This window comes from Pseudomonas sp. 25 R 14 (genome assembly GCF_900004755.1).
Taxonomy (GTDB): Bacteria; Pseudomonadota; Gammaproteobacteria; order Pseudomonadales; family Pseudomonadaceae; genus Aquipseudomonas; species Aquipseudomonas brenneri.
This window is the reverse complement of record NZ_CVTS01000040.1, coordinates 110,054-127,455: the sequence shown is the minus strand read 5'-3', so window position 1 is coordinate 127,455 and position 17,402 is coordinate 110,054. Positions and strand designations below refer to the sequence as shown.

At 60.5% G+C, this 17,402-nt stretch carries 18 protein-coding genes; 3 read left to right on the top strand and 15 right to left on the bottom strand.

The features are described 5' to 3' along the window. Positions 1 to 95: 95 nt before the first annotated feature. The 6 genes from BFQ03_RS13575 to ppc all read right to left on the bottom strand — a co-directional run bounded on the left by BFQ03_RS13575 (position 96) and on the right by ppc (position 6,668). Positions 96 to 938 carry an isocitrate lyase/PEP mutase family protein gene (locus tag BFQ03_RS13575; RefSeq protein ID WP_032858190.1) on the bottom strand — a complete coding sequence of 281 codons (843 nt, stop codon included), beginning with the start codon at positions 936 to 938 and terminating at the stop codon, positions 96 to 98. 25 nt (positions 939 to 963) lie between these two features. Further along, on the bottom strand, positions 964 to 1,824 hold the full coding sequence (locus BFQ03_RS13570; protein WP_032858191.1) for a DUF72 domain-containing protein: 861 nt from the start codon (positions 1,822 to 1,824) through the stop codon (positions 964 to 966). Continuing rightward, on the bottom strand, positions 1,824 to 2,144 hold the full coding sequence (locus BFQ03_RS13565) for a hypothetical protein (protein WP_032858192.1): 321 nt from the start codon (positions 2,142 to 2,144) through the stop codon (positions 1,824 to 1,826). The genes BFQ03_RS13570 and BFQ03_RS13565 overlap by 1 nt, the downstream gene beginning before the upstream one ends. A 160-nt stretch (positions 2,145 to 2,304) precedes the next feature. Continuing rightward, complete coding sequence (tsaB, locus tag BFQ03_RS13560; protein WP_032858193.1) at positions 2,305 to 2,991, bottom strand: tRNA (adenosine(37)-N6)-threonylcarbamoyltransferase complex dimerization subunit type 1 TsaB; 687 nt, start codon at positions 2,989 to 2,991, stop codon at positions 2,305 to 2,307. 90 nt (positions 2,992 to 3,081) lie between these two features. Then, positions 3,082 to 3,729, bottom strand: coding sequence for an adenylate kinase (gene adk, locus BFQ03_RS13555; protein WP_032858195.1), 648 nt, complete (start codon positions 3,727 to 3,729; stop codon positions 3,082 to 3,084). 293 nt (positions 3,730 to 4,022) lie between these two features. Next, positions 4,023 to 6,668, bottom strand: a complete 2,646-nt coding sequence (gene ppc / locus BFQ03_RS13550) for a phosphoenolpyruvate carboxylase (RefSeq protein WP_065943333.1) — start codon at positions 6,666 to 6,668, stop codon at positions 4,023 to 4,025. 201 nt (positions 6,669 to 6,869) lie between these two features. Between ppc and BFQ03_RS13545 the strand changes: the two genes are divergently transcribed. The 3 genes from BFQ03_RS13545 (at position 6,870) to BFQ03_RS13535 (ending at position 8,768) form a co-directional block, all read left to right on the top strand. Continuing rightward, complete coding sequence (locus BFQ03_RS13545) at positions 6,870 to 7,214, top strand: hypothetical protein (protein ID WP_032858198.1); 345 nt, start codon at positions 6,870 to 6,872, stop codon at positions 7,212 to 7,214. A 291-nt stretch (positions 7,215 to 7,505) separates the two neighbouring features. Further along, a complete protein-coding gene (locus tag BFQ03_RS13540; protein WP_032858199.1) occupies positions 7,506 to 7,931 on the top strand; it encodes a DUF4398 domain-containing protein in 426 nt (141 codons plus the stop codon). 54 nt (positions 7,932 to 7,985) lie between these two features. Beyond that, positions 7,986 to 8,768, top strand: coding sequence for a lipotoxin F family OmpA-related lipoprotein LptF (locus tag BFQ03_RS13535; protein ID WP_032858201.1), 783 nt, complete (start codon positions 7,986 to 7,988; stop codon positions 8,766 to 8,768). Positions 8,769 to 8,858: 90 nt separating this feature from the next. On the opposite strand, the gene BFQ03_RS13530 is transcribed toward BFQ03_RS13535, so the two are convergent. From BFQ03_RS13530 to BFQ03_RS13485, 9 genes are all read right to left on the bottom strand, one after another. Then, entirely contained in the window at positions 8,859 to 9,173 is a 315-nt protein-coding gene (locus BFQ03_RS13530) for a hypothetical protein (protein ID WP_050593310.1), read from the bottom strand. A 98-nt stretch (positions 9,174 to 9,271) separates the two neighbouring features. After that, a complete protein-coding gene (locus tag BFQ03_RS13525) occupies positions 9,272 to 9,598 on the bottom strand; it encodes a PA3694 family proteiin (protein WP_032858203.1) in 327 nt (108 codons plus the stop codon). Continuing rightward, entirely contained in the window at positions 9,595 to 10,509 is a 915-nt protein-coding gene (locus BFQ03_RS13520; RefSeq protein ID WP_032858204.1) for an alpha/beta hydrolase, read from the bottom strand. The genes BFQ03_RS13525 and BFQ03_RS13520 overlap by 4 nt, the downstream gene beginning before the upstream one ends. A 111-nt stretch (positions 10,510 to 10,620) precedes the next feature. After that, positions 10,621 to 11,898 carry a flavohemoglobin expression-modulating QEGLA motif protein gene (locus BFQ03_RS13515; RefSeq protein WP_029300170.1) on the bottom strand — a complete coding sequence of 426 codons (1,278 nt, stop codon included), beginning with the start codon at positions 11,896 to 11,898 and terminating at the stop codon, positions 10,621 to 10,623. Positions 11,899 to 11,919: 21 nt separating this feature from the next. After that, on the bottom strand, positions 11,920 to 12,468 hold the full coding sequence (locus BFQ03_RS13510; RefSeq protein ID WP_065943332.1) for a hypothetical protein: 549 nt from the start codon (positions 12,466 to 12,468) through the stop codon (positions 11,920 to 11,922). Between the two features lie 155 nt (positions 12,469 to 12,623). Next, positions 12,624 to 13,340 carry a TetR/AcrR family transcriptional regulator gene (locus BFQ03_RS13505; protein WP_029300174.1) on the bottom strand — a complete coding sequence of 239 codons (717 nt, stop codon included), beginning with the start codon at positions 13,338 to 13,340 and terminating at the stop codon, positions 12,624 to 12,626. Between the two features lie 108 nt (positions 13,341 to 13,448). Beyond that, positions 13,449 to 14,951, bottom strand: a complete 1,503-nt coding sequence (gene lysS / locus BFQ03_RS13500; protein ID WP_032858210.1) for a lysine--tRNA ligase — start codon at positions 14,949 to 14,951, stop codon at positions 13,449 to 13,451. A gap of 110 nt (positions 14,952 to 15,061) precedes the next feature. After that, a protein-coding gene (prfB, locus tag BFQ03_RS13495) for a peptide chain release factor 2 (RefSeq protein WP_139115691.1) occupies positions 15,062 to 16,157 on the bottom strand; the annotation gives its coding sequence in 2 pieces (ribosomal slippage) (positions 15,062 to 16,084 and positions 16,086 to 16,157; 1,095 coding nt in all). A 236-nt stretch (positions 16,158 to 16,393) separates the two neighbouring features. Beyond that, positions 16,394 to 17,395, bottom strand: coding sequence for a diguanylate cyclase domain-containing protein (locus BFQ03_RS13485; RefSeq protein WP_032858211.1), 1,002 nt, complete (start codon positions 17,393 to 17,395; stop codon positions 16,394 to 16,396). Positions 17,396 to 17,402 lie beyond the last annotated feature (7 nt).

The window sequence follows — 17,402 nt, the reverse complement described above, 5'->3', positions numbered from 1 at the left end:
GTGATCTCACTCCACCCGCTAGACCGTGCAAGATGGCTTACGACCGCTTCGCGGCAAAACGCTGGCTCGCCCAAGCTCGGTAACGGCGACGACACTTACGTACTCGGCGCTTCCCCCTTGAACAACTGATTGGCCTGGCTGAACGGCATCGAGCGTTCGGTAAAGGTAAAGGTTCCCAGCTCCTGAACCTCCCGTGCGGCCCTGAAGAACTCGCCATAGGCAGCCAGGGCCATAGCCGAGCCGACGCTGATGCGCTTGACGCCCATCTCGCTCAATTGCACCACCGAGAGCTTGAGGCCACCGGACATCAACACATTCACTGGTTTGGGTGCCACCGCCCGCACCACCGCCAATACTTCCTCGGCACTGCGCAGGCCGGGGGCATATAGCACGTCGGCGCCCGCTTCAGCGTAGGCCTGCAAACGGCGAATGGTGTCGGGTAAATCCAGGCGACCATGCAGGAGGTTTTCCGCACGGGCCGTCAGCATGAAGGGGAATGGCAAGCTGCGCGCGGCGACGACGGCCGCTTCAATCCGCTCAACGGACAGGTCAAAAGGATAGATTGGATCGACCGCAATCCCGGTGGCGTCTTCTATGGAGCCACCAACGATGCCGGTAGCGGCGGCGCGCAACAGGCTCTGGGCGCAACCCTGAGGCGTATCGCTGAAGCCGTTTTCCAGATCCGCTGCCACCGGTAACGCGGTAGCCTGGACGATCATCTCAGCGTTGCCCAGGGTATCTTCCAGCGAAAGCGCACCCTCGGCATCCGGACGCCCAAGACTGAAGGCAAACCCCGCACTGGTAGTGGCCAAGGCTTCAAAGCCGAGGCTGGCGAGCATCTTGGCGGAGCCGGCGTCCCAGGGATTGGGCATCACGAATGCACGATCACGCTCGTGCAGGGCTCTAAAGGATTCGGCGCGAAGGGTTTGGGCATCCATGACTGACTCCAGGCACAAAAGAATCCTAGAGTAACCCCAACTGCTCCACCGCGGGCTCCCGATGCAGTTGCGCCAACGCCGGCAACCCCGGCAAACGCGCCATCAATTGCTGATGAAAGCGCATCGCCAACTGGGCCGCCAGGCGATTATCCGAGGTGTGCAGGAACACGTAGGGCGTTCGCCCCTCCTCGATCCAGCCCGCAACTTTCTCAACCCACGGCACCAGGAACGGATCGTTGGCCTCCAACTCTGGATGGCCGATAAAACGCACCTGGGGAAACTGCGTCAACGCGGCCGGACGCGGTGGCACCTTGGGCTTTTTCGATTGGGCATGGAGCACGGCGGCCGAGGTTGAAGTGCAACTGAACAAGGCCCGAGGGTCCAGGCAGATGCGCTCCACTCCACGGTCACGCAGCAGGCGGTTGAGGCTGCGCTCGGCTTCACCCTTGGCAAAGAAGTCGCGGTGACGCACTTCCACCGCCAGCGGGCGCTCCAGGCCGTCAATAAAGCCTGCCAACTCACCCAGGCGCTGTGGGGTGAAGCTGGCCGGCAGTTGCAGCCACAGCGGTGAAACCCGCCCGCCCAGCGGGCTCATCAAGCCGAGGAAGCTTTCGGCAGCGGGTAGTTGTTCGCGCAGGTCAGCGCTGTGGCTGATATCACCGGGAAACTTGGCGGTAAACCGAAAGTGCGCGGGCATGATCTCGGCCCAGCGCTGCACCGTCGCGACCGAAGGCCGCGCATAGAACGTGGTGTTGCCTTCGCAGGCATTGAACACCTGGCAATACAGGCCGAGAAAATCCGTGGTGCGGGCGTCCTGTGGGTACAGGTACTCGCGCCAGGCGTTTTCACTCCAGGACGGGCAACCGAGGAAATAAGGCAGCAACATCAGATGTGGATATCGAGCCCCAGCACTTCCATATCCCATTCGACAAAGCCGGCTGTGGTCAGGTAGCTGGCCAGGGCCGTGGCGACGTTCTTGCTCATGGAGCGCGGGAAGACCATGTCTTGCTGGCGGGCCGGAACGCCGCCGATACGCGCACCGCTGGCCCCTTGGGAACGTGCGGAAAGCGCCGCGCCCTGGGATGTTTCGGGCTGGACTTCAATAAAGTCGGGGGATTCTTCGACGGACTCATCTACCGTCACGTTCGCCTTGCGTGGCTTGCGCTTGAGGGGGTAGGACTGGGAGGAAAAGCCGTCTATACGCATGCATGCAGATCCGCGATCAATGATGGCAATTTAGCGGCACTTTCCTTGGCACGCAAATGCTCTGGTGATAACTAGAACACATAAATGAAGAAAGGTTTAAACACCCGGCCAAATTCTGACGATTGGTGAAATTCGCCGCTAAATCCCCGTTTTTTTGACGTCAAACAATCCCACGTTCGGCCTTGGTCTGCGCCACTTTATCGCGCAGGTATACCGGCGCGGCCTGGTCGGCGGGAATCGCCTCGCCGCGTTCCCAGGCAAAACGCGCCAGGGTCAGCAGGTCTTCGGCATGGGGCAGCATCGCGGCATCCTGGCCGACCGTGGGTACGGCGATGCGCTCGCCATAACCCCAACCTGTGCCGGCGCCAAACCAGTCACCCGTGGCCTCGGCCGGCAATGCAGTGGCCTCGGGTGGCTGCACGGCTTCGATACCCACCAGGCGCATCTCGCCGGCGGTCTCGCGGTAGCAGCCCCAATAGACCTCATCCATCCGCGCATCAATGGCTGCCGCGACTTGCTGCGCGCCATGCTCGCGCAGCGCGCGCTGGGCCAGCACGGCCAGGTTGGACACCGGCAATACCGGCCGCTCCAGGGCGAACGCCAGCCCCTGCACTACGCCAATAGCAATACGCACCCCCGTGAACGCACCCGGGCCGCGGCCAAAGGCGATGGCGTCCACCGCCGACAAAGTGGTGCCGGCATCGAGCAGCAACTGCTTGATCATCGGCAACAGCTTTTGCGCATGCAGGCGCGGGATCACCTCATAGTGGCTCGTGACCTTGCCGTCATGCAGCAGGGCAACGGAGCAAGCTTCAGTCGCGGTGTCCAGGGCCAGCAGGGTGCTCATCGGTGTGGGTGTCCAAATCGAAAAAAAGTTCGCCAGTATAAACAACAACGGCCCGCAAGCGGGCCGTTGAACATCAAGCCAATCGTCAGATCAGCTCAACGCTTGCATCACCTTGGCAGTGATGGCTTCAACCGAGCCCACGCCTGGGATGTGGCTGTACTTCGGCTTGCCCTGGGCTGCCGACAGCTTCTGGTAGAACTCCACCAGTGGCTTGGTCTGGGAGTGGTAGACCGACAGGCGATGACGCACGGTTTCTTCGGTGTCGTCTTTGCGCTGCACCAGGTCGTCACCGCTCACATCATCCTTGCCAGCCACTTTTGGCGGGTTGTAGACGATGTGGTAAACGCGGCCCGAGGCTTCGTGCACGCGACGACCAGCGATACGCTGGACGATCTCTTCATCTTCAACCGCGATTTCGATCACGGCATCCAGCTCAACGCCGGCTTTCACCAAGGCTTCGGCCTGGGGAATGGTGCGTGGGAAACCGTCGAACAGGAAACCGTTCTTGCAGTCGTCCTGGCTGATGCGTTCCTTGACCAGGTTGATGATCAGGTCGTCGGAGACCAGGCCACCGCTGTCCATCACGCTCTTGGCGATCAGGCCCAGTTCGGTGCCGGCCTTGACGGCTGCGCGCAGCATGTCGCCAGTGGAGATTTGTGGAATGCCGAACTTTTCAGTGATGAACTTTGCCTGAGTACCTTTACCGGCCCCGGGAGCTCCCAGCAGAATGACGCGCATCGATGTGCTCCTCAATTTTTTATAGAGATGACGCTCGGATTCGCCGCATGGGGCCAATCTCGTAGAATATGCTCGTAAAAATACGAATCCAGGCCGCCCAAACGGCCAAAGGCTGATCAAGATACACAGCGAGCCCTAACCACACAAGCCGCCAAAAGTCGGAAGAACCCGCACCACACAAGCCTTTTGGTCGCGGTATCCCTTGGTGCAACCCCGACACAAAACCGCCGGCACAGCCCTTTCGGGTCAGCCGGCGGTTTTGTCTGCAAGCCCTTGAGAACACGCGACAAATGTCAGCCGGTGTTACGCAGCCCGGCGGCAATACCGGCCACGGACACCAGCAGCGCCTGTTCCAGAGGGCTGTCCTGTGTCGCTTCCTGTTGGCGGGACCGGGCCAGCAGCTCGGCCTGCAACAGGTGCAACGGGTCGAGGTAGGTGTTGCGCAGGCGGATGAACTCCAGGGTATCGGGACTGTGGGCCAGCAACTGCGACTGGCCGGTCAGGCCAAGCACCACGGCGCACGCCTGCGACAATAGGTCGCGTAAATGCGCACCCAATGGCAGCAGGTCGGGCTGTACCAGACGCTCGTCATACAGCCGGGCGATATCCGCGTCAGCCTTGGCCAGGACCATTTCCAGCATGTCGATACGGGTGCGGAAGAACGGCCATTGTTCACGCATCTGCCCCAGCAACTCACCTTCGCCCCGCTCCAGCGCCTTGCTCAACGCCGCTTCCCAACCCAGCCAGGCCGGCAGCATCAAGCGGGTCTGGGTCCAGCCGAAAATCCATGGGATCGCCCGCAGGCTCTCGATCCCCCCGGCACGGCGCTTGGCCGGACGACTGCCCAGGGGCAGACGGCCCAGTTCCTGCTCGGGCGTGGACTGGCGGAAGTACTCGACGAACTGCGGATTTTCCCGCACCACCGCACGATAAGCACGGACGCCATCAGCCGCCAATTCATCCATCAAATGCCGCCAGGCCGGCGCAGGTGGCGGTGGTGGCAACAAGGTCGCCTCCAGCACTGCGGCCAGGTACAGATTGAGATTCTGCTCGGCGATATCCGGCAAGCCGAACTTGAAGCGAATCATCTCGCCCTGCTCGGTGGTACGGAAACGCCCTGCCACCGAACCCGGCGGCTGCGACAGAATCGCCGCGTGGGCCGGGCCGCCGCCACGGCCAACGGTGCCGCCGCGACCATGGAACAACAGCAGTTCCACTTGCTGCTCGCGGCAGATATCCACCAGGCGTTCCTGGGCCCGGTATTGCGCCCAGGCCGCAGCGGTGGTGCCTGCGTCCTTGGCCGAGTCGGAATAACCGATCATCACCTCCTGCGGACCTTGCAACCGCGCACGGTAGCCAGGCAACAGCAACAGGCGTTCGATCACCGGGCCGGCGTTGTCCAGGTCGGCCAGGGTCTCGAACAACGGCACCACGCGCATTGGCCGCTGCACCCCGGACTCCTTGAGCAACAACTGCACCGCCAGCACATCGGACGCCGCGCCCGCCATGGAGATGACATAGGAGCCAAGGGAGGCCGCCGGCGCGGCGGCAATTTCCTTACAGGTATTGAGCACTTCAGCGGTATCGGCCGAAGGCTTGAAATAGCCCGGCAACAAGGGGCGGCGGTTGGCCAGCTCCTTCATCAGGAAGGTGATGCGCGCATCCTCGTCCCAGTCTTCATAGCGACCCAGGCCCAGGTAATCGGTGATCTCGGTCATCGCCGCCGAATGCCGGCTGGAATCCTGGCGCACATCCAGGCGCACCAGGAACAGACCGAACGTTACCGCGCGACGTAGGCAATCAAGCAGCGGGCCGTCGGCAATTACCCCCATGCCGCAGGCGTGCAAGGACTGATAGCACAGTTCCAGCGGCTCCAGCAGGTCACGATTGTTTTGCAGTACATCGGCCGGCGCCGGGAGGCTGCTGGTCAACGCCGCATGCGCCCAATTGCGGGTGGCACGCAGGCGTTCGCGCAATTGCTTGAGCAACGCCCGGTAAGGCTCGACGCTATCACCGACCTTGGCCTGCAACTCGGGGCTGGCCCGCTGCATCGACAATTCGGACGCCAGGTGATCGATATCACGCAAGTACAGATCTGCCGCCATCCAGCGCGCCAGCAGCAGCACTTCGCGGGTGACCGGTGCGGTGACGTTGGGGTTGCCGTCACGGTCGCCGCCCATCCACGAAGCGAAACGGATCGGTGCCGCCTCCAGGGGCAGGTGCAAGCCAGTGGCGGCATGCAAGGCTTGATCGGCCTTGCGCAGATAGTTGGGGATGGCATGCCACAGCGAATGCTCGATTACCGCAAAACCCCACTTGGCCTCGTCCACCGGCGTGGGCCGGGTACGACGGATTTCTTCGGTGTGCCAGGCTTCTGCGATCAGGCGTTGCAGGCGTTGGCGAATCTGCTCGCGCTCGGCGCAGGTCAAGTCACGGTGGTCCTGCAGGGCCAATTGTGCGGCGATGGCGTCGTATTTCTGGATCAGGGTACGGCGCGCAACTTCGGTGGGGTGGGCGGTGAGCACCAGTTCGATGTCCAGGCGCGCCAACTGCCGGGCCAGGGACTCACTGCTATGGCCTTCACGTTGCAAACGCGCTAACAACTCGGGCAGCACCCGCGATTCGAACGGCGCCGGCTGGGATTCATCGCGTCGATGAATCAGTTGGTACTGTTCGGCGATATTGGCCAGGTTAAGGAACTGGTTGAACGCACGCGCCACTGGCAGCAGTTCGTCTTCCTGCAACTGATTGAGGCTGGCGCTGAGCTCTTCGCCAGCCGCCGCCTCCGTTGCCCCGCCACGGCGATCGGCCTTGGCGCCCTTGCGAATCTGCTCGATCTTGTCGAGAAACTCATCACCGTATTGTTCTCGAATCGTATTGCCCAGCAGTTCACCCAGCAGGTGAACATCTTCACGCAAACGTGCATCGATATCGCTCATCAGCCAATCTCCAGCCAGGAATCCGGGATGCTTTGACCTTCAAGAGTGCCGATCAAGGCGCGGTCTTACAAGCAATGTTCGGCAAGCCGGCTCCGACAACTTTGTGGGTTGCAGCTAGTCTCAAGGTTACGTCGACGCGTTATCCACGCCGCGACCGGTCACTCATCACCGCCCGCTACCCTGGGCTTTACTGAGGTTGCCATGAAAATCCGAGAACTGGCCCAGCAATGGGAAGAGACCGCCAAGGGTCGATTGACCAAGACCGAATATGCCATCCACCTGGATGTAGAGGCCGCCGCACGGCTGGCGGCCATCCGCGAGATGTACCCCAAGCGCAGCACCGAGGAATTGCTCGGCGAACTGATCGGCGCCGCCCTGGAAGAGCTGGAAGCCAGCTTTCCGTATATCCAGGGCCGGAACGTGGTGGCCACCGATGAAGAAGGTGATCCCTTGTATGAAGACGTAGGCCCGACGCCGCGTTTCCTGTCGCTGTCACGGCGCTATCTGCACGACATGTCGGCCATGCCTGACGATCAGAAGCACTGATAAACATCTGTTAAAACCACCAACCCCTTGAACTCCGGGCCTTTTATAGGCCCGGCATACCGCTGCACGTGGCAAAAGTTCCGTTTTTTAAACGCCGACCTCTTAGTCAGATTTGTTCAGATGTTTTTTCGGGCAAATCGCCATCTTTCGCTGAACTATTCAAAAAAGCCTCGGGTCACAGCCAGTAAGCCATCACTTGGAACAGGCGTTTGAAAAGGCATGCTGAGCTTCACCGCCAAACGCAGACGCTGAACACCGTAGATGGATTTGATGTTTTTCAGGAGTTATCCAATGGAGTTGAAGACGATGAAGACCAGCACTGCCAAATCCTCGTTTAACCATCTGCGCGGGCTCAAATTGGCCGCGTTGGCAATCGGTACCAGCTTCGTCCTGGCGGGCTGTGCCGGCAACCCGCCGACCGAGCAGTACGCCGTGACCCAATCGGCTGTGAACAGCGCCGTAAGCGCTGGCGGTACCGAATACGCGGCCGTGGAAATGAAGGCAGCCCAGGACAAGCTCAAGCAAGCCGAGCTGGCCATGCATGACAAGAAGTACGACGAAGCCCGTCGTCTGGCCGAACAGGCTGAATGGGATGCGCGCGTTGCAGAGCGCAAGGCCCAGGCGGCCAAGGCCGAGCTGTCGGTGAAGGATTCCCAGAAGGCTGTCGAGGAGCTGCGTAACGAAGGCATGCGCCCTGCTGTGATCCAGCAGAAGTAAGCACCGCCCTTGTTTGCATCGCACCCGAAATCGAATTGAAAGGACGACACCACTATGCGTAAACAATTGATGATCCCTGCCCTGCTGGCGATGAGCGTTGCACTGGCGGCTTGCTCCACCCCGCCGAACGCGAACCTGGAAAATGCACGGACCAACTTCTCGGCCCTGCAAGCCAACCCGCAAGCGACCAAAATCGCCGCCCTGGAAACCAAGGACGCCAGCGAATGGCTGGACAAGGCCGACAAGGCCTACCGTGACAAGGAAGACGAGAAGAAGGTCGACCAACTGGCCTACCTGACCAACCAGCGTGTTGAAGTAGCCAAGGACACCATCGCCCTGCGCGAGTCCGAAGCCAAGCTGAAAAACGCCGGTGACCAACGTGCCCGTGCCCTGCTCGAAGCCCGCGATGCGCAGATCAAGCAACTGCAAAACAGCTTGAATGCCAAGCAGACTGAACGCGGTACCCTGGTGACTTTCGGTGATGTGCTGTTCGCCACCAACAAGGCCGACCTGAAATCCAGTGGCCTGGTGAACATCAACAAACTGGCGCAATTCCTCCAGGAAAACCCGGATCGCAAAGTGATTGTTGAAGGTTACACCGACAGCACCGGCAGCGCGGCCTACAACCAGACCCTGTCTGAGCGCCGTGCCACTTCGGTACAGGTTGCGCTGATCAAGATGGGCGTTAATCCAAGCCGCATCGTGACTGCCGGCTACGGCAAGGAATACCCGGTTGCCGATAACGCCAGCGTTTCGGGCCGTGCCATGAACCGTCGCGTTGAAGTGACCATCTCCAACGACAACCAGCCGGTCAAGCCACGTTCTTCGGTGCAATAACCGACTGACGTCTACTGGCCTGAAAGCCTTGCCTGTGTCCCAGGCAAGGCTTTTTTTGCAAAAAAACACCTGTCGGCAGATTTCTTGCGATTAGCCGAAGTTGATCTTACTGTCGTTCTCTTGAGGCATCTGCATGCCTTGCTGTCCCTCGCCACTCATCTGCTTGCTCATAGGGCCTTGATCACCCTCCTCGCCGCCACCACTGCCGCCACTGCCCTGGGATCCGCCTGCGCCACCCGCACCGCCCAACAGTTGCGCCAGGAGTTTCTTCAGCGCTTCAGGGTCAATACCGCCCTGCTGTTGACCACCCTCGGCGCCCTTGCCGACCATATTGCCGGAATCACCCATGCCGGCGCCGCCGAAGTTGCCAAACCCGCTACCACCACCTACGCCACCAATACTCATAGTGATACTCCACTGAATTAAAGGGTTACTTGTCAGCAACGCTGACAACCCAATCAGTGGTGTCATACAGGATATGGTTCCAAAAACTACCGACCGGCTTACTCCTGCAATTGCGGGGTTTCCTGGCCCATGCAACGCACCGCCTGCTTCTTGTTATTCACCAGCACGCCCGTCAGGCCTTTTTGCTCGGTATCGAACAACACCAGCACACCGTCAACGCACTGCGCCACCTGGGGAGCCGGCGTGAGGGAGACTTTATAGTCCTCGCCAGGAACGGTCTTGAGCATGGTGAAGTCGCTGAGCAGCAACGCATCCTCGGGCTTGGCGAAGTGCAGGTAGCCGTAGTACCACAGGCAGCCGACGGTGCCGATGATGGTGCCGATGCCAGTGAGGATCAGGGGGATCATGTTGCGTTCTTCGCTCATTGCGGGCTCTCTGATGATTCAATGTTGGAATTGGGCGCCGCCGGGTAATTGGGAATTTCCCCCAGGCGACGCAAGCCATTGAAATGCTGCGGGTCGTCAAGATAACGCAGCATCACGGTTTGCCAGGTCTTGTCGGCAAAAGTCTGCACATGCCCACCCCGGGTCAGTTGCAGCACCCTGGGTGGCGGCGCAGCTTGATACAGGCGGATGCCGTTGGAAAGCGGCACGATCGGGTCATCCAGACTGTGGAACAGCAGTTTCGGCACGCCAGTCAGCTGTGGCATGGCGTGGATCGCACTGTCGGCGTCCGGTACCAGCCACGATAACGGCACCTGAAACGGCCATGTTAACCAGGAAGTGCTCAGGGCGAATTGCCCTACATCACGATAACTGGCGGGTACACCGTCCAATACCAGCGCCTTGAGCCGAGGCTGGCGCTCGGGATGGGCAGCCAGGTAATGCACGGCCAACGCCCCGCCCAGGCTCTGGCCGAGGACTATCAGCGGCTGGCCCTGGGTTGCGGGGGCCTGGTCGAGCCACTGGAAGGCCGCGTCCAGGTCCAGGTAGATGGCCGGCAACGAAGGTTTGCCTTCTGATACGCCATAGCCGCGATAGTCCAGCATCAGCACTTGATAGCCCTGGGCTGGCAGCCACCAACTGCCACCCAGGTGCCCGGCCAGGTTGCCACCGTTGCCGTGCAGGTGCAGCACCGTGCCCTTGAGCGGCACGCCAGGCTTGGCCGGCAGCCACCAGGCCCGCAATTTCAAGCCATCGGCGGTGGTCAGGGTGATGTCGCGGTATTCCAGGCGCGCCTGCTGTGGGGTAAACGGCAGGCCGGGCTCGGGGTAGAACAGCAGCGAGCTGCAGCCGTTGAGGGTCAGGAGCAGGCATAGAATGCCGAGGAGTCTCATCCGTTGAAACCTCGCAAATGGGGTTGGAAATCGACAGGCCGATGAAAATCAAAAGTGGGAGCGGGCTTGCTCGCGCCCACATTTTGACTTGGCCTCCTTCAGGGATATTGCTTAGAGGATATTGGAGTAATCCGCCTCGATCCGGTCCAGGCTCAGGTGGTTGAGGAAGTTGGAGAAGCACATCCACGCCGACAGCGCGTTCATATCGCGGAACTGGTCCGGCAGGTATTTGGGCGGGACCACCAGGCCTTCGTCCACCAACTGGCGCAAGGTGCGCATGTCTTCCAGGGTGGTCTTGCCGCAGAACAACAGCGGCACCTGCTCCAGCTTGCCTTTGCGCACGGCCAGTTGGATGTAGTTGTAGACCATGATAAAGCCCTTGAGGTAGGACAAATCCTTGGTAAACGGCAGGCCCGTCGGCGTCGAGCCACGGAACACCCGGCTGGCGTTGCCATAGCTCTCGGCCATTTCAAAGCCCTGTTCGCGAAAGAACTCGAACACCTGCAAGAAATCCGCGCCCTCTTCCACCATATGGATCGCACGGGTGCGATTGGTCAGCTTGCGCAGGCGGCTGGGGTAGGAGGCAAAGGTGATGATCTCCATCAGGATCGCCAGGCCTTCCTGAGTCACGGTCGAGGACGGCGGGCCCTTGGACAGGAACGTGCAGATCGGCTGGTTCTGGCCATTGAGCGTGGTGCCGACGTGGACCAGGCCTTCGTGGACTTCCAGGGCCCGCACATCGCGCTCGTTGAACATCGCATCGGCGCGGATCTTGATGTAGTCGGCCCCCGCCGCCGCGTCCGCGACGATACCGTCGGACTCAAATACGCGGATGGTTTCCTCGGCCTCGCCAAACACCTTGTTCAAGCGGCTTTGCAGCAGGCTCACGGCGTCCTTGGCAGTCAGGGTCTTGGCTTCGTCCTTGAGATCGCCACGGCCGTCGATGTTGTTCAGGTAATCGGAAAGCATCAGGCCCAGGTCGGCCAGGGTCGGGTCGCCGGCATGGAATGCATCGGACGCGGCGCCGTAGAGTTCCTGGGAAATCAGGCCGAAGTCCTCGGTGCCACGGGCTTCGAGCATGCGCACCACCATGCGGTACTCCTTGCACATGCGCCGCATGATTTGCCCGACCGGGTTGAACTGGCCCAACTGGCGGGTGATATCGCGCTCGATGTTCTGGAACTCCAGCTTCACCTTGCTCGAATCGAACGACAATGGCCGGTTCAGGTAATAGTCGCGGTCCACCGCCGGCATGTGCTTGCCTTTGCCCTGCAGGAACCCCTTGCGAATGTTGTCGTCCCACTTCACGGCGTCGAGGACGCGAATCGGTGTTTGCGCCAGCACAATGCGATCGGACAAGGTGCGTATCGTCTGCTGGTAATCGTCCACCCGGTGCTTCCTCTTTAAACGTTATTTGCCCACGCGCTGATAGCGCACGGCTTCGACAAACACATCGGCGTTGGCCGGGTCGTCCAGGTAAGCCAAGACCTGATTCATGGGGCTGTCGATCAATGTCCCGTCACCCTCGGCGGTTTCCACGCTGCTGCCAATCAGGATTTTCTGCGCGATGGCCTGGTTGACCGCCTCGGGATCGAGGTTATAGACCACCAGTTCGCGGGCATCATTCAATTCGAAGCCGGCAAGGATAAAATGCCCGCCGAGCTTGTCTGGCAGCGGCGCCGACAGGTACCAGCGGCTACCGTGGCGGGACACGCTGAACTCATACTCATCGCGCTTGACCGGCTCGGCCTGCGAGGTGCTCACCGCCTTGTAGCGATGCTGGCCCGTCCGGCTGATCTGCAGGTCGAGCGGCTCGCCCCAGGCATTGCGGCTGGCCCACTTGCCCAGCAGCGCGTCAGGGGCGGCCTCGCTGGCCGGCAAGGGCTCCTTGAAAGTCACCAAGCAGCCACTGAGCAACAGGAACGACATTGCGATCACCAGTACACGCCAAGCTTTCATCGGATACTCCAGCAATGAGCGATCGTCTGTAGGAGCGAGCTTGCTCGCGAAAAGCCTGAGGGCAACGCGGGGAGTCAGGTTCCCCGCGTCATCGTTAACGCCCTTCGCGAGCAAGCTCGCTCCTACATGGGTAGGTCCATAGTGCGGCAAAAACCTCAGACCGAAGCCAGCACCAAGTGCATGTAGCGCTTGAGAATTTCCAGCATCTCTTCACCGGTCAGCGCCTCGGGCTCGAACAGCAGGCCCTGATATTCCATCCGACTGATAATCGCCGTCAACACTTTGGCATCTTGCTGAGGTTCGCGGGAGCCCAGGACCTGGAAGAACTGGCAAGTGCCCTGCAACAAAATCTGCTGGTGAGAGCGCACCAACTCGCCCAGGCGCGGGTTCAACAAAGCCTCCTGGCGAAACGCCTGTTCGGCCATCAAGTACTCGCGACGGTTAAGCAGTTGGCGCAGGACGTAATCGGCGGTCAGGCGCGCAATATCATCCGCCAGTTGCGAGCGCGACTCGGCACTGCCGTCACCGTAGGCCACCATCTCGCGCAACAGGCCCTCGTTGCGCACCCACAACTTGCCCATGAACGCCGCACTGCGTTCCACATACTGGGCAAACGTGTCGGTAAGCAGATCGTCGATGTCCTTGAAATAGTAGGTGGTGGCCGACAACGGCACACCGGCCTCCGCCGCCACTGCCCGATGGCGCACCGCACGCACGCCATCGCGCACGACAATGCGCATGGCCGCGTCGAGAATATCCTGGCGACGCTGTTCACTGCCCTGGCGGCTGGCCTTGCGTCCCTGGTACTGAACACTTTCAGCCACGGCAGCCGCAATGCCAGCGGCGCCTTCTTGAGCCATTACGCGCTTCACGAAAGATCGTCCTCTCACTCAACAATAGTCTGGCGCCGTACGCTTGACGTTAGTACAGGCCACACAAAAAAGCCGCCTTATAAAAGGCGGCTTCGGGATTCGCTAAGGTTACGCTTGCGGCCGCATGTGCGGGAACAAGATCACATCGCGAATCGATGGGGAGTTGGTCAGCAGCATGACCAGACGGTCGATACCGATGCCCTCACCGGCTGTCGGCGGCATGCCGTACTCCAGCGCGCGGACGAAGTCAGCGTCATAGTGCATGGCTTCGTCGTCACCGGCGTCCTTGTCAGCCACCTGGGCCATGAAACGCTCGGCCTGGTCTTCCGCGTCATTCAACTCGGAATAGGCGTTGGCGATTTCGCGACCACCGATAAACAGCTCGAAACGATCGGTGACGTTCGGGTTGTCATCGTTGCGACGGGCCAGCGGCGAGACTTCGAACGGGTACTGGGTAATGAAGTGCGGCTGTTCCAGCTTGTGCTCCACCAGCTCTTCGAAAATCATCACCTGCAACTTACCCAGGCCTTCGAAGCCCAGCACCTTGGCGCCGGCTTTCTTGGCGATAGCACGGGCCTTGTCGATGTCGTTCAGGTCGTCAGCGGTCAGCTCAGGGTTGTACTTGAGGATCGAGTCGAACACCGACAGGCGCACGAACGGCTCGCCGAAGTGGAACACCTTGTCGCCGTACGGCACGTCGGTGCTGCCCAGGACCAACTGCGCCAGCTCGCGGAACAGCTCTTCGGTCAGGTCCATGTTGTCTTCGTAGTCGGCGTACGCCTGGTAGAACTCCAACATGGTGAATTCTGGGTTGTGACGGGTCGAGACACCTTCGTTACGGAAGTTGCGGTTGATCTCGAACACCTTTTCAAAGCCACCAACCACCAGGCGCTTGAGGTACAACTCCGGCGCGATACGCAGGAACATTTCCAGGTCCAGTGCGTTGTGGTGGGTTTCGAATGGCTTGGCTGCCGCGCCACCCGGAATGGTTTGCAGCATTGGGGTCTCGACTTCAAGGAAGTCGCGCGCCATCAGGAAGCTGCGAATGTGCGCGATCACTTGCGAACGCACGCGGAAAGTCTGGCGCACTTCTTCGTTGACGATCAGGTCGACGTAGCGCTGGCGATAGCGCTGCTCGGTGTCGGTCAGGCCGTGGTGCTTGTCCGGCAGCGGGCGCAGCGACTTGGTCAGCAGGCGCACGTTGGTCATTTCCACGTACAGGTCGCCCTTGCCGGAGCGGGCCAGGGTACCTTCGGCGGCAATGATGTCGCCCATGTCCCAGGTTTTCACCGAGGCCAGGGTTTCTTCCGAAAGGGTCTTGCGGTTGACGTAGACCTGGATGCGCCCGGTCATGTCCTGGATCACCATGAACGAACCACGGTTGAGCATGATGCGACCTGCCACCTTGACCGGGATCGCAGCTTCTGCCAGCTCTTCCTTGGTCTTGTCCGCGTATTGCTTCTGCAAGGCATCGCAGTAGTTTTCGCGGCGGAAGTCGTTGGGGAAGGCGTTACCCTTGGCGCGCTCGGCAGCAAGCTTTTCCTTGCGCAGGGCGATCAGGGAGTTTTCTTCCTGTTGCAGGGCTTGCGGATCGAGTTGTTGGTCGCTCATGTCTTTAAATATTCCATCTGGTTCGTTGTCCCCGGCCTGCGGCCGGGGATCGCGGGCAAGCCCGCTCCCACAGGGGTCGAGGAGTGTCAGCCAATCCCGCGTTGCATGTATTACAGGCCTGATTTCAGGCTGGCTTCCAGGTATTCGTCGATGTCACCGTCGAGCACCTTGTCGCAATCGCTGCGTTCGATGTTAGTGCGCAGATCCTTGATCCGCGAGGCATCGAGCACATACGAACGGATCTGGTGACCCCAGCCGATATCCGACTTGGTGTCTTCCAGCGCCTGGGACGCGGCGTTGCGTTTCTGCATTTCCTGCTCGTACAACTTGGCCCGCAGCATTTTCATGGCGGTGTCCTTGTTGGCGTGCTGGGAACGTTCGTTCTGGCAGCTGACCACGGTGTTGGTCGGTACGTGGGTGATACGTACGGCCGAGTCGGTGGTGTTTACGTGCTGGCCACCGGCACCCGAGGAGCGGTAGGTGTCGATGCGCAGGTCGGCCGGGTTGATCTCGATTTCCACCTTGTCGTCGATCTCTGGCGAGACAAAAACGGCGCAGAACGAGGTGTGGCGACGGTTGCCGGAGTCGAACGGGCTCTTGCGCACCAGGCGGTGTACGCCGATCTCGGTGCGCAGCCAGCCAAAGGCGTATTCACCCTTGATGTGCACGGTCGCGCCCTTGATACCGGCGACTTCACCGGCCGACAGTTCCATGATGGTTGCTTCGAAACCGCGCTTGTCAGCCCAGCGCAGGTACATGCGCAGCAGGATGTTGGCCCAGTCCTGGGCTTCGGTGCCACCGGAACCAGCCTGGATATCCAGGTAGGCGTTGTTCGGGTCCATTTCGTGGCTGAACATGCGGCGGAATTCAAGCTTGGCGAGGTTTTCCTCAAGACGGGCCAGCTCGGCGACGACATCGCCCACTGCGCCTTCGTCGTTTTCTTCGACGGCCATGTCCAGCAGGTCGCGGCAATCGCCCAGACCAGTGTTCAATTCGTCGAGGGTATCCACGATCTGCGCCAGCGCAGCGCGCTCGCGGCCCAGTTCCTGGGCGTATTCAGGTTTGTTCCAGACAGCCGGATCTTCAAGCTCGCGATTGACTTCGGTCAGACGCTCATGCTTTTGATCGTAGTCAAAGATACCCCCGAATAGTTTCGGAGCGCTCGGACAGGTCCTTGATGGTGTTAAGGATCGGGTTGATTTCCATGGCGGGCAGCACTCGTTGGCGAACTTTTGAAAGCCGGCGAGTATAACGGCAAAAGGCCGAAAACGGCAGTCCGCTTGGCCGAAAAGGCGGGGTTTGTGCGATATCCACAGCCCGATAAAGAGCAAATGTGGGAGCTGGCTTGCCTGCGATGCAGACGCCTTGGTGTATCAAGTAGACCGAGGAGACGCCATCGCAGGCAAGCCAGCTCCTACATTGGGTTGGCGGTGTTCTGTGGGTTATTCAATCCCCACCTGGTTGCGCCCATTATGCTTGGCCAGGTACAACCCCTTGTCCGCCGCCGAGATCAACTGCCGACAATCGGTCCCCAGCAGTGGCGTCATGGTCGCCAAACCAATGCTGATGGTCAGACTCGCACCATCGGCCGGGGCTATGTGCGGGATCTTCAGTGCCGCGACGGCCTGGCGCAGTTTCTCGGCCACCAGTCGCGCACCGCCAGGCGAAGTATTGGGCAGCACCAGGGCAAACTCCTCGCCCCCGTAGCGCGCCGGCAGGTCAGAAGGACGGCTGCTGGCATCGCGAATGGTCGCCGCTACCTTGCGCAATGCTTCGTCACCTTCCAGGTGGCCAAAGCTGTCGTTGTAGGTCTTGAAGAAGTCCACGTCGATCATCAGCAACGACAACTGGGTCTGGTCACGCATGGCGCGCCGCCATTCCAGCTCCAGGTACTCGTCGAAGTGCCGGCGGTTGGACAACCCGGTCAAACCGTCGGAATTCATCAAGCGTTGCAGCACCAGATTGGTGTCCAGCAACTGTTGCTGGCTGACCCGCAGCGCGCGATAGGCCGCGTCCCGCTGCAGCAGGGTCATGTACGAGCGCGAGTGGTAGCGGATGCGCGCCACCAGCTCGATATTGTCTGGCAGCTTGACCAGGTAGTCATTGGCCCCGGCGGCAAACGCGGCACTCTTGATCAGCGGGTCTTCCTTGGTGGAAAGCACGATGATCGGGATGTTCTGGGTCGCCGGGTGGTTGCGGTATTCACGCACCAGGGTCAGGCCGTCCAGCCCGGGCATGACCAGGTCCTGCAGGATCACCGTCGGCTTGATGCGGATCGCCTGGGAGATGGCCTGGTGGGGATCGGCACAAAAGTGGAAGTCGATATTCTCCTCATGGGCCAGACCGCGCCGCACGGCTTCGCCGATCATCGCCTGGTCGTCGACCAGCAACACCATGGCGGCGTTTTCATCGGTTTTGAAGTCGTCGAGCTGTAAATCATTCATTTGCGGT

Coding starts and splice junctions, on each gene's coding strand:
- BFQ03_RS13575 (WP_032858190.1), bottom strand. CDS start 938: ATGGATGCCCAAACCCTTCGCGCCGAATCCTTTAGAGCCCTGCACGAG.
- BFQ03_RS13570 (WP_032858191.1), bottom strand. CDS start 1,824: ATGTTGCTGCCTTATTTCCTCGGTTGCCCGTCCTGGAGTGAAAACGCC.
- BFQ03_RS13565 (WP_032858192.1), bottom strand. CDS start 2,144: ATGCGTATAGACGGCTTTTCCTCCCAGTCCTACCCCCTCAAGCGCAAG.
- tsaB (WP_032858193.1), bottom strand. CDS start 2,991: ATGAGCACCCTGCTGGCCCTGGACACCGCGACTGAAGCTTGCTCCGTT.
- adk (WP_032858195.1), bottom strand. CDS start 3,729: ATGCGCGTCATTCTGCTGGGAGCTCCCGGGGCCGGTAAAGGTACTCAG.
- ppc (WP_065943333.1), bottom strand. CDS start 6,668: ATGAGCGATATCGATGCACGTTTGCGTGAAGATGTTCACCTGCTGGGT.
- BFQ03_RS13545 (WP_032858198.1), top strand. CDS start 6,870: ATGAAAATCCGAGAACTGGCCCAGCAATGGGAAGAGACCGCCAAGGGT.
- BFQ03_RS13540 (WP_032858199.1), top strand. CDS start 7,506: ATGGAGTTGAAGACGATGAAGACCAGCACTGCCAAATCCTCGTTTAAC.
- BFQ03_RS13535 (WP_032858201.1), top strand. CDS start 7,986: ATGCGTAAACAATTGATGATCCCTGCCCTGCTGGCGATGAGCGTTGCA.
- BFQ03_RS13530 (WP_050593310.1), bottom strand. CDS start 9,173: ATGAGTATTGGTGGCGTAGGTGGTGGTAGCGGGTTTGGCAACTTCGGC.
- BFQ03_RS13525 (WP_032858203.1), bottom strand. CDS start 9,598: ATGAGCGAAGAACGCAACATGATCCCCCTGATCCTCACTGGCATCGGC.
- BFQ03_RS13520 (WP_032858204.1), bottom strand. CDS start 10,509: ATGAGACTCCTCGGCATTCTATGCCTGCTCCTGACCCTCAACGGCTGC.
- BFQ03_RS13510 (WP_065943332.1), bottom strand. CDS start 12,468: ATGAAAGCTTGGCGTGTACTGGTGATCGCAATGTCGTTCCTGTTGCTC.
- lysS (WP_032858210.1), bottom strand. CDS start 14,951: ATGAGCGACCAACAACTCGATCCGCAAGCCCTGCAACAGGAAGAAAAC.
- BFQ03_RS13485 (WP_032858211.1), bottom strand. CDS start 17,395: ATGAATGATTTACAGCTCGACGACTTCAAAACCGATGAAAACGCCGCC.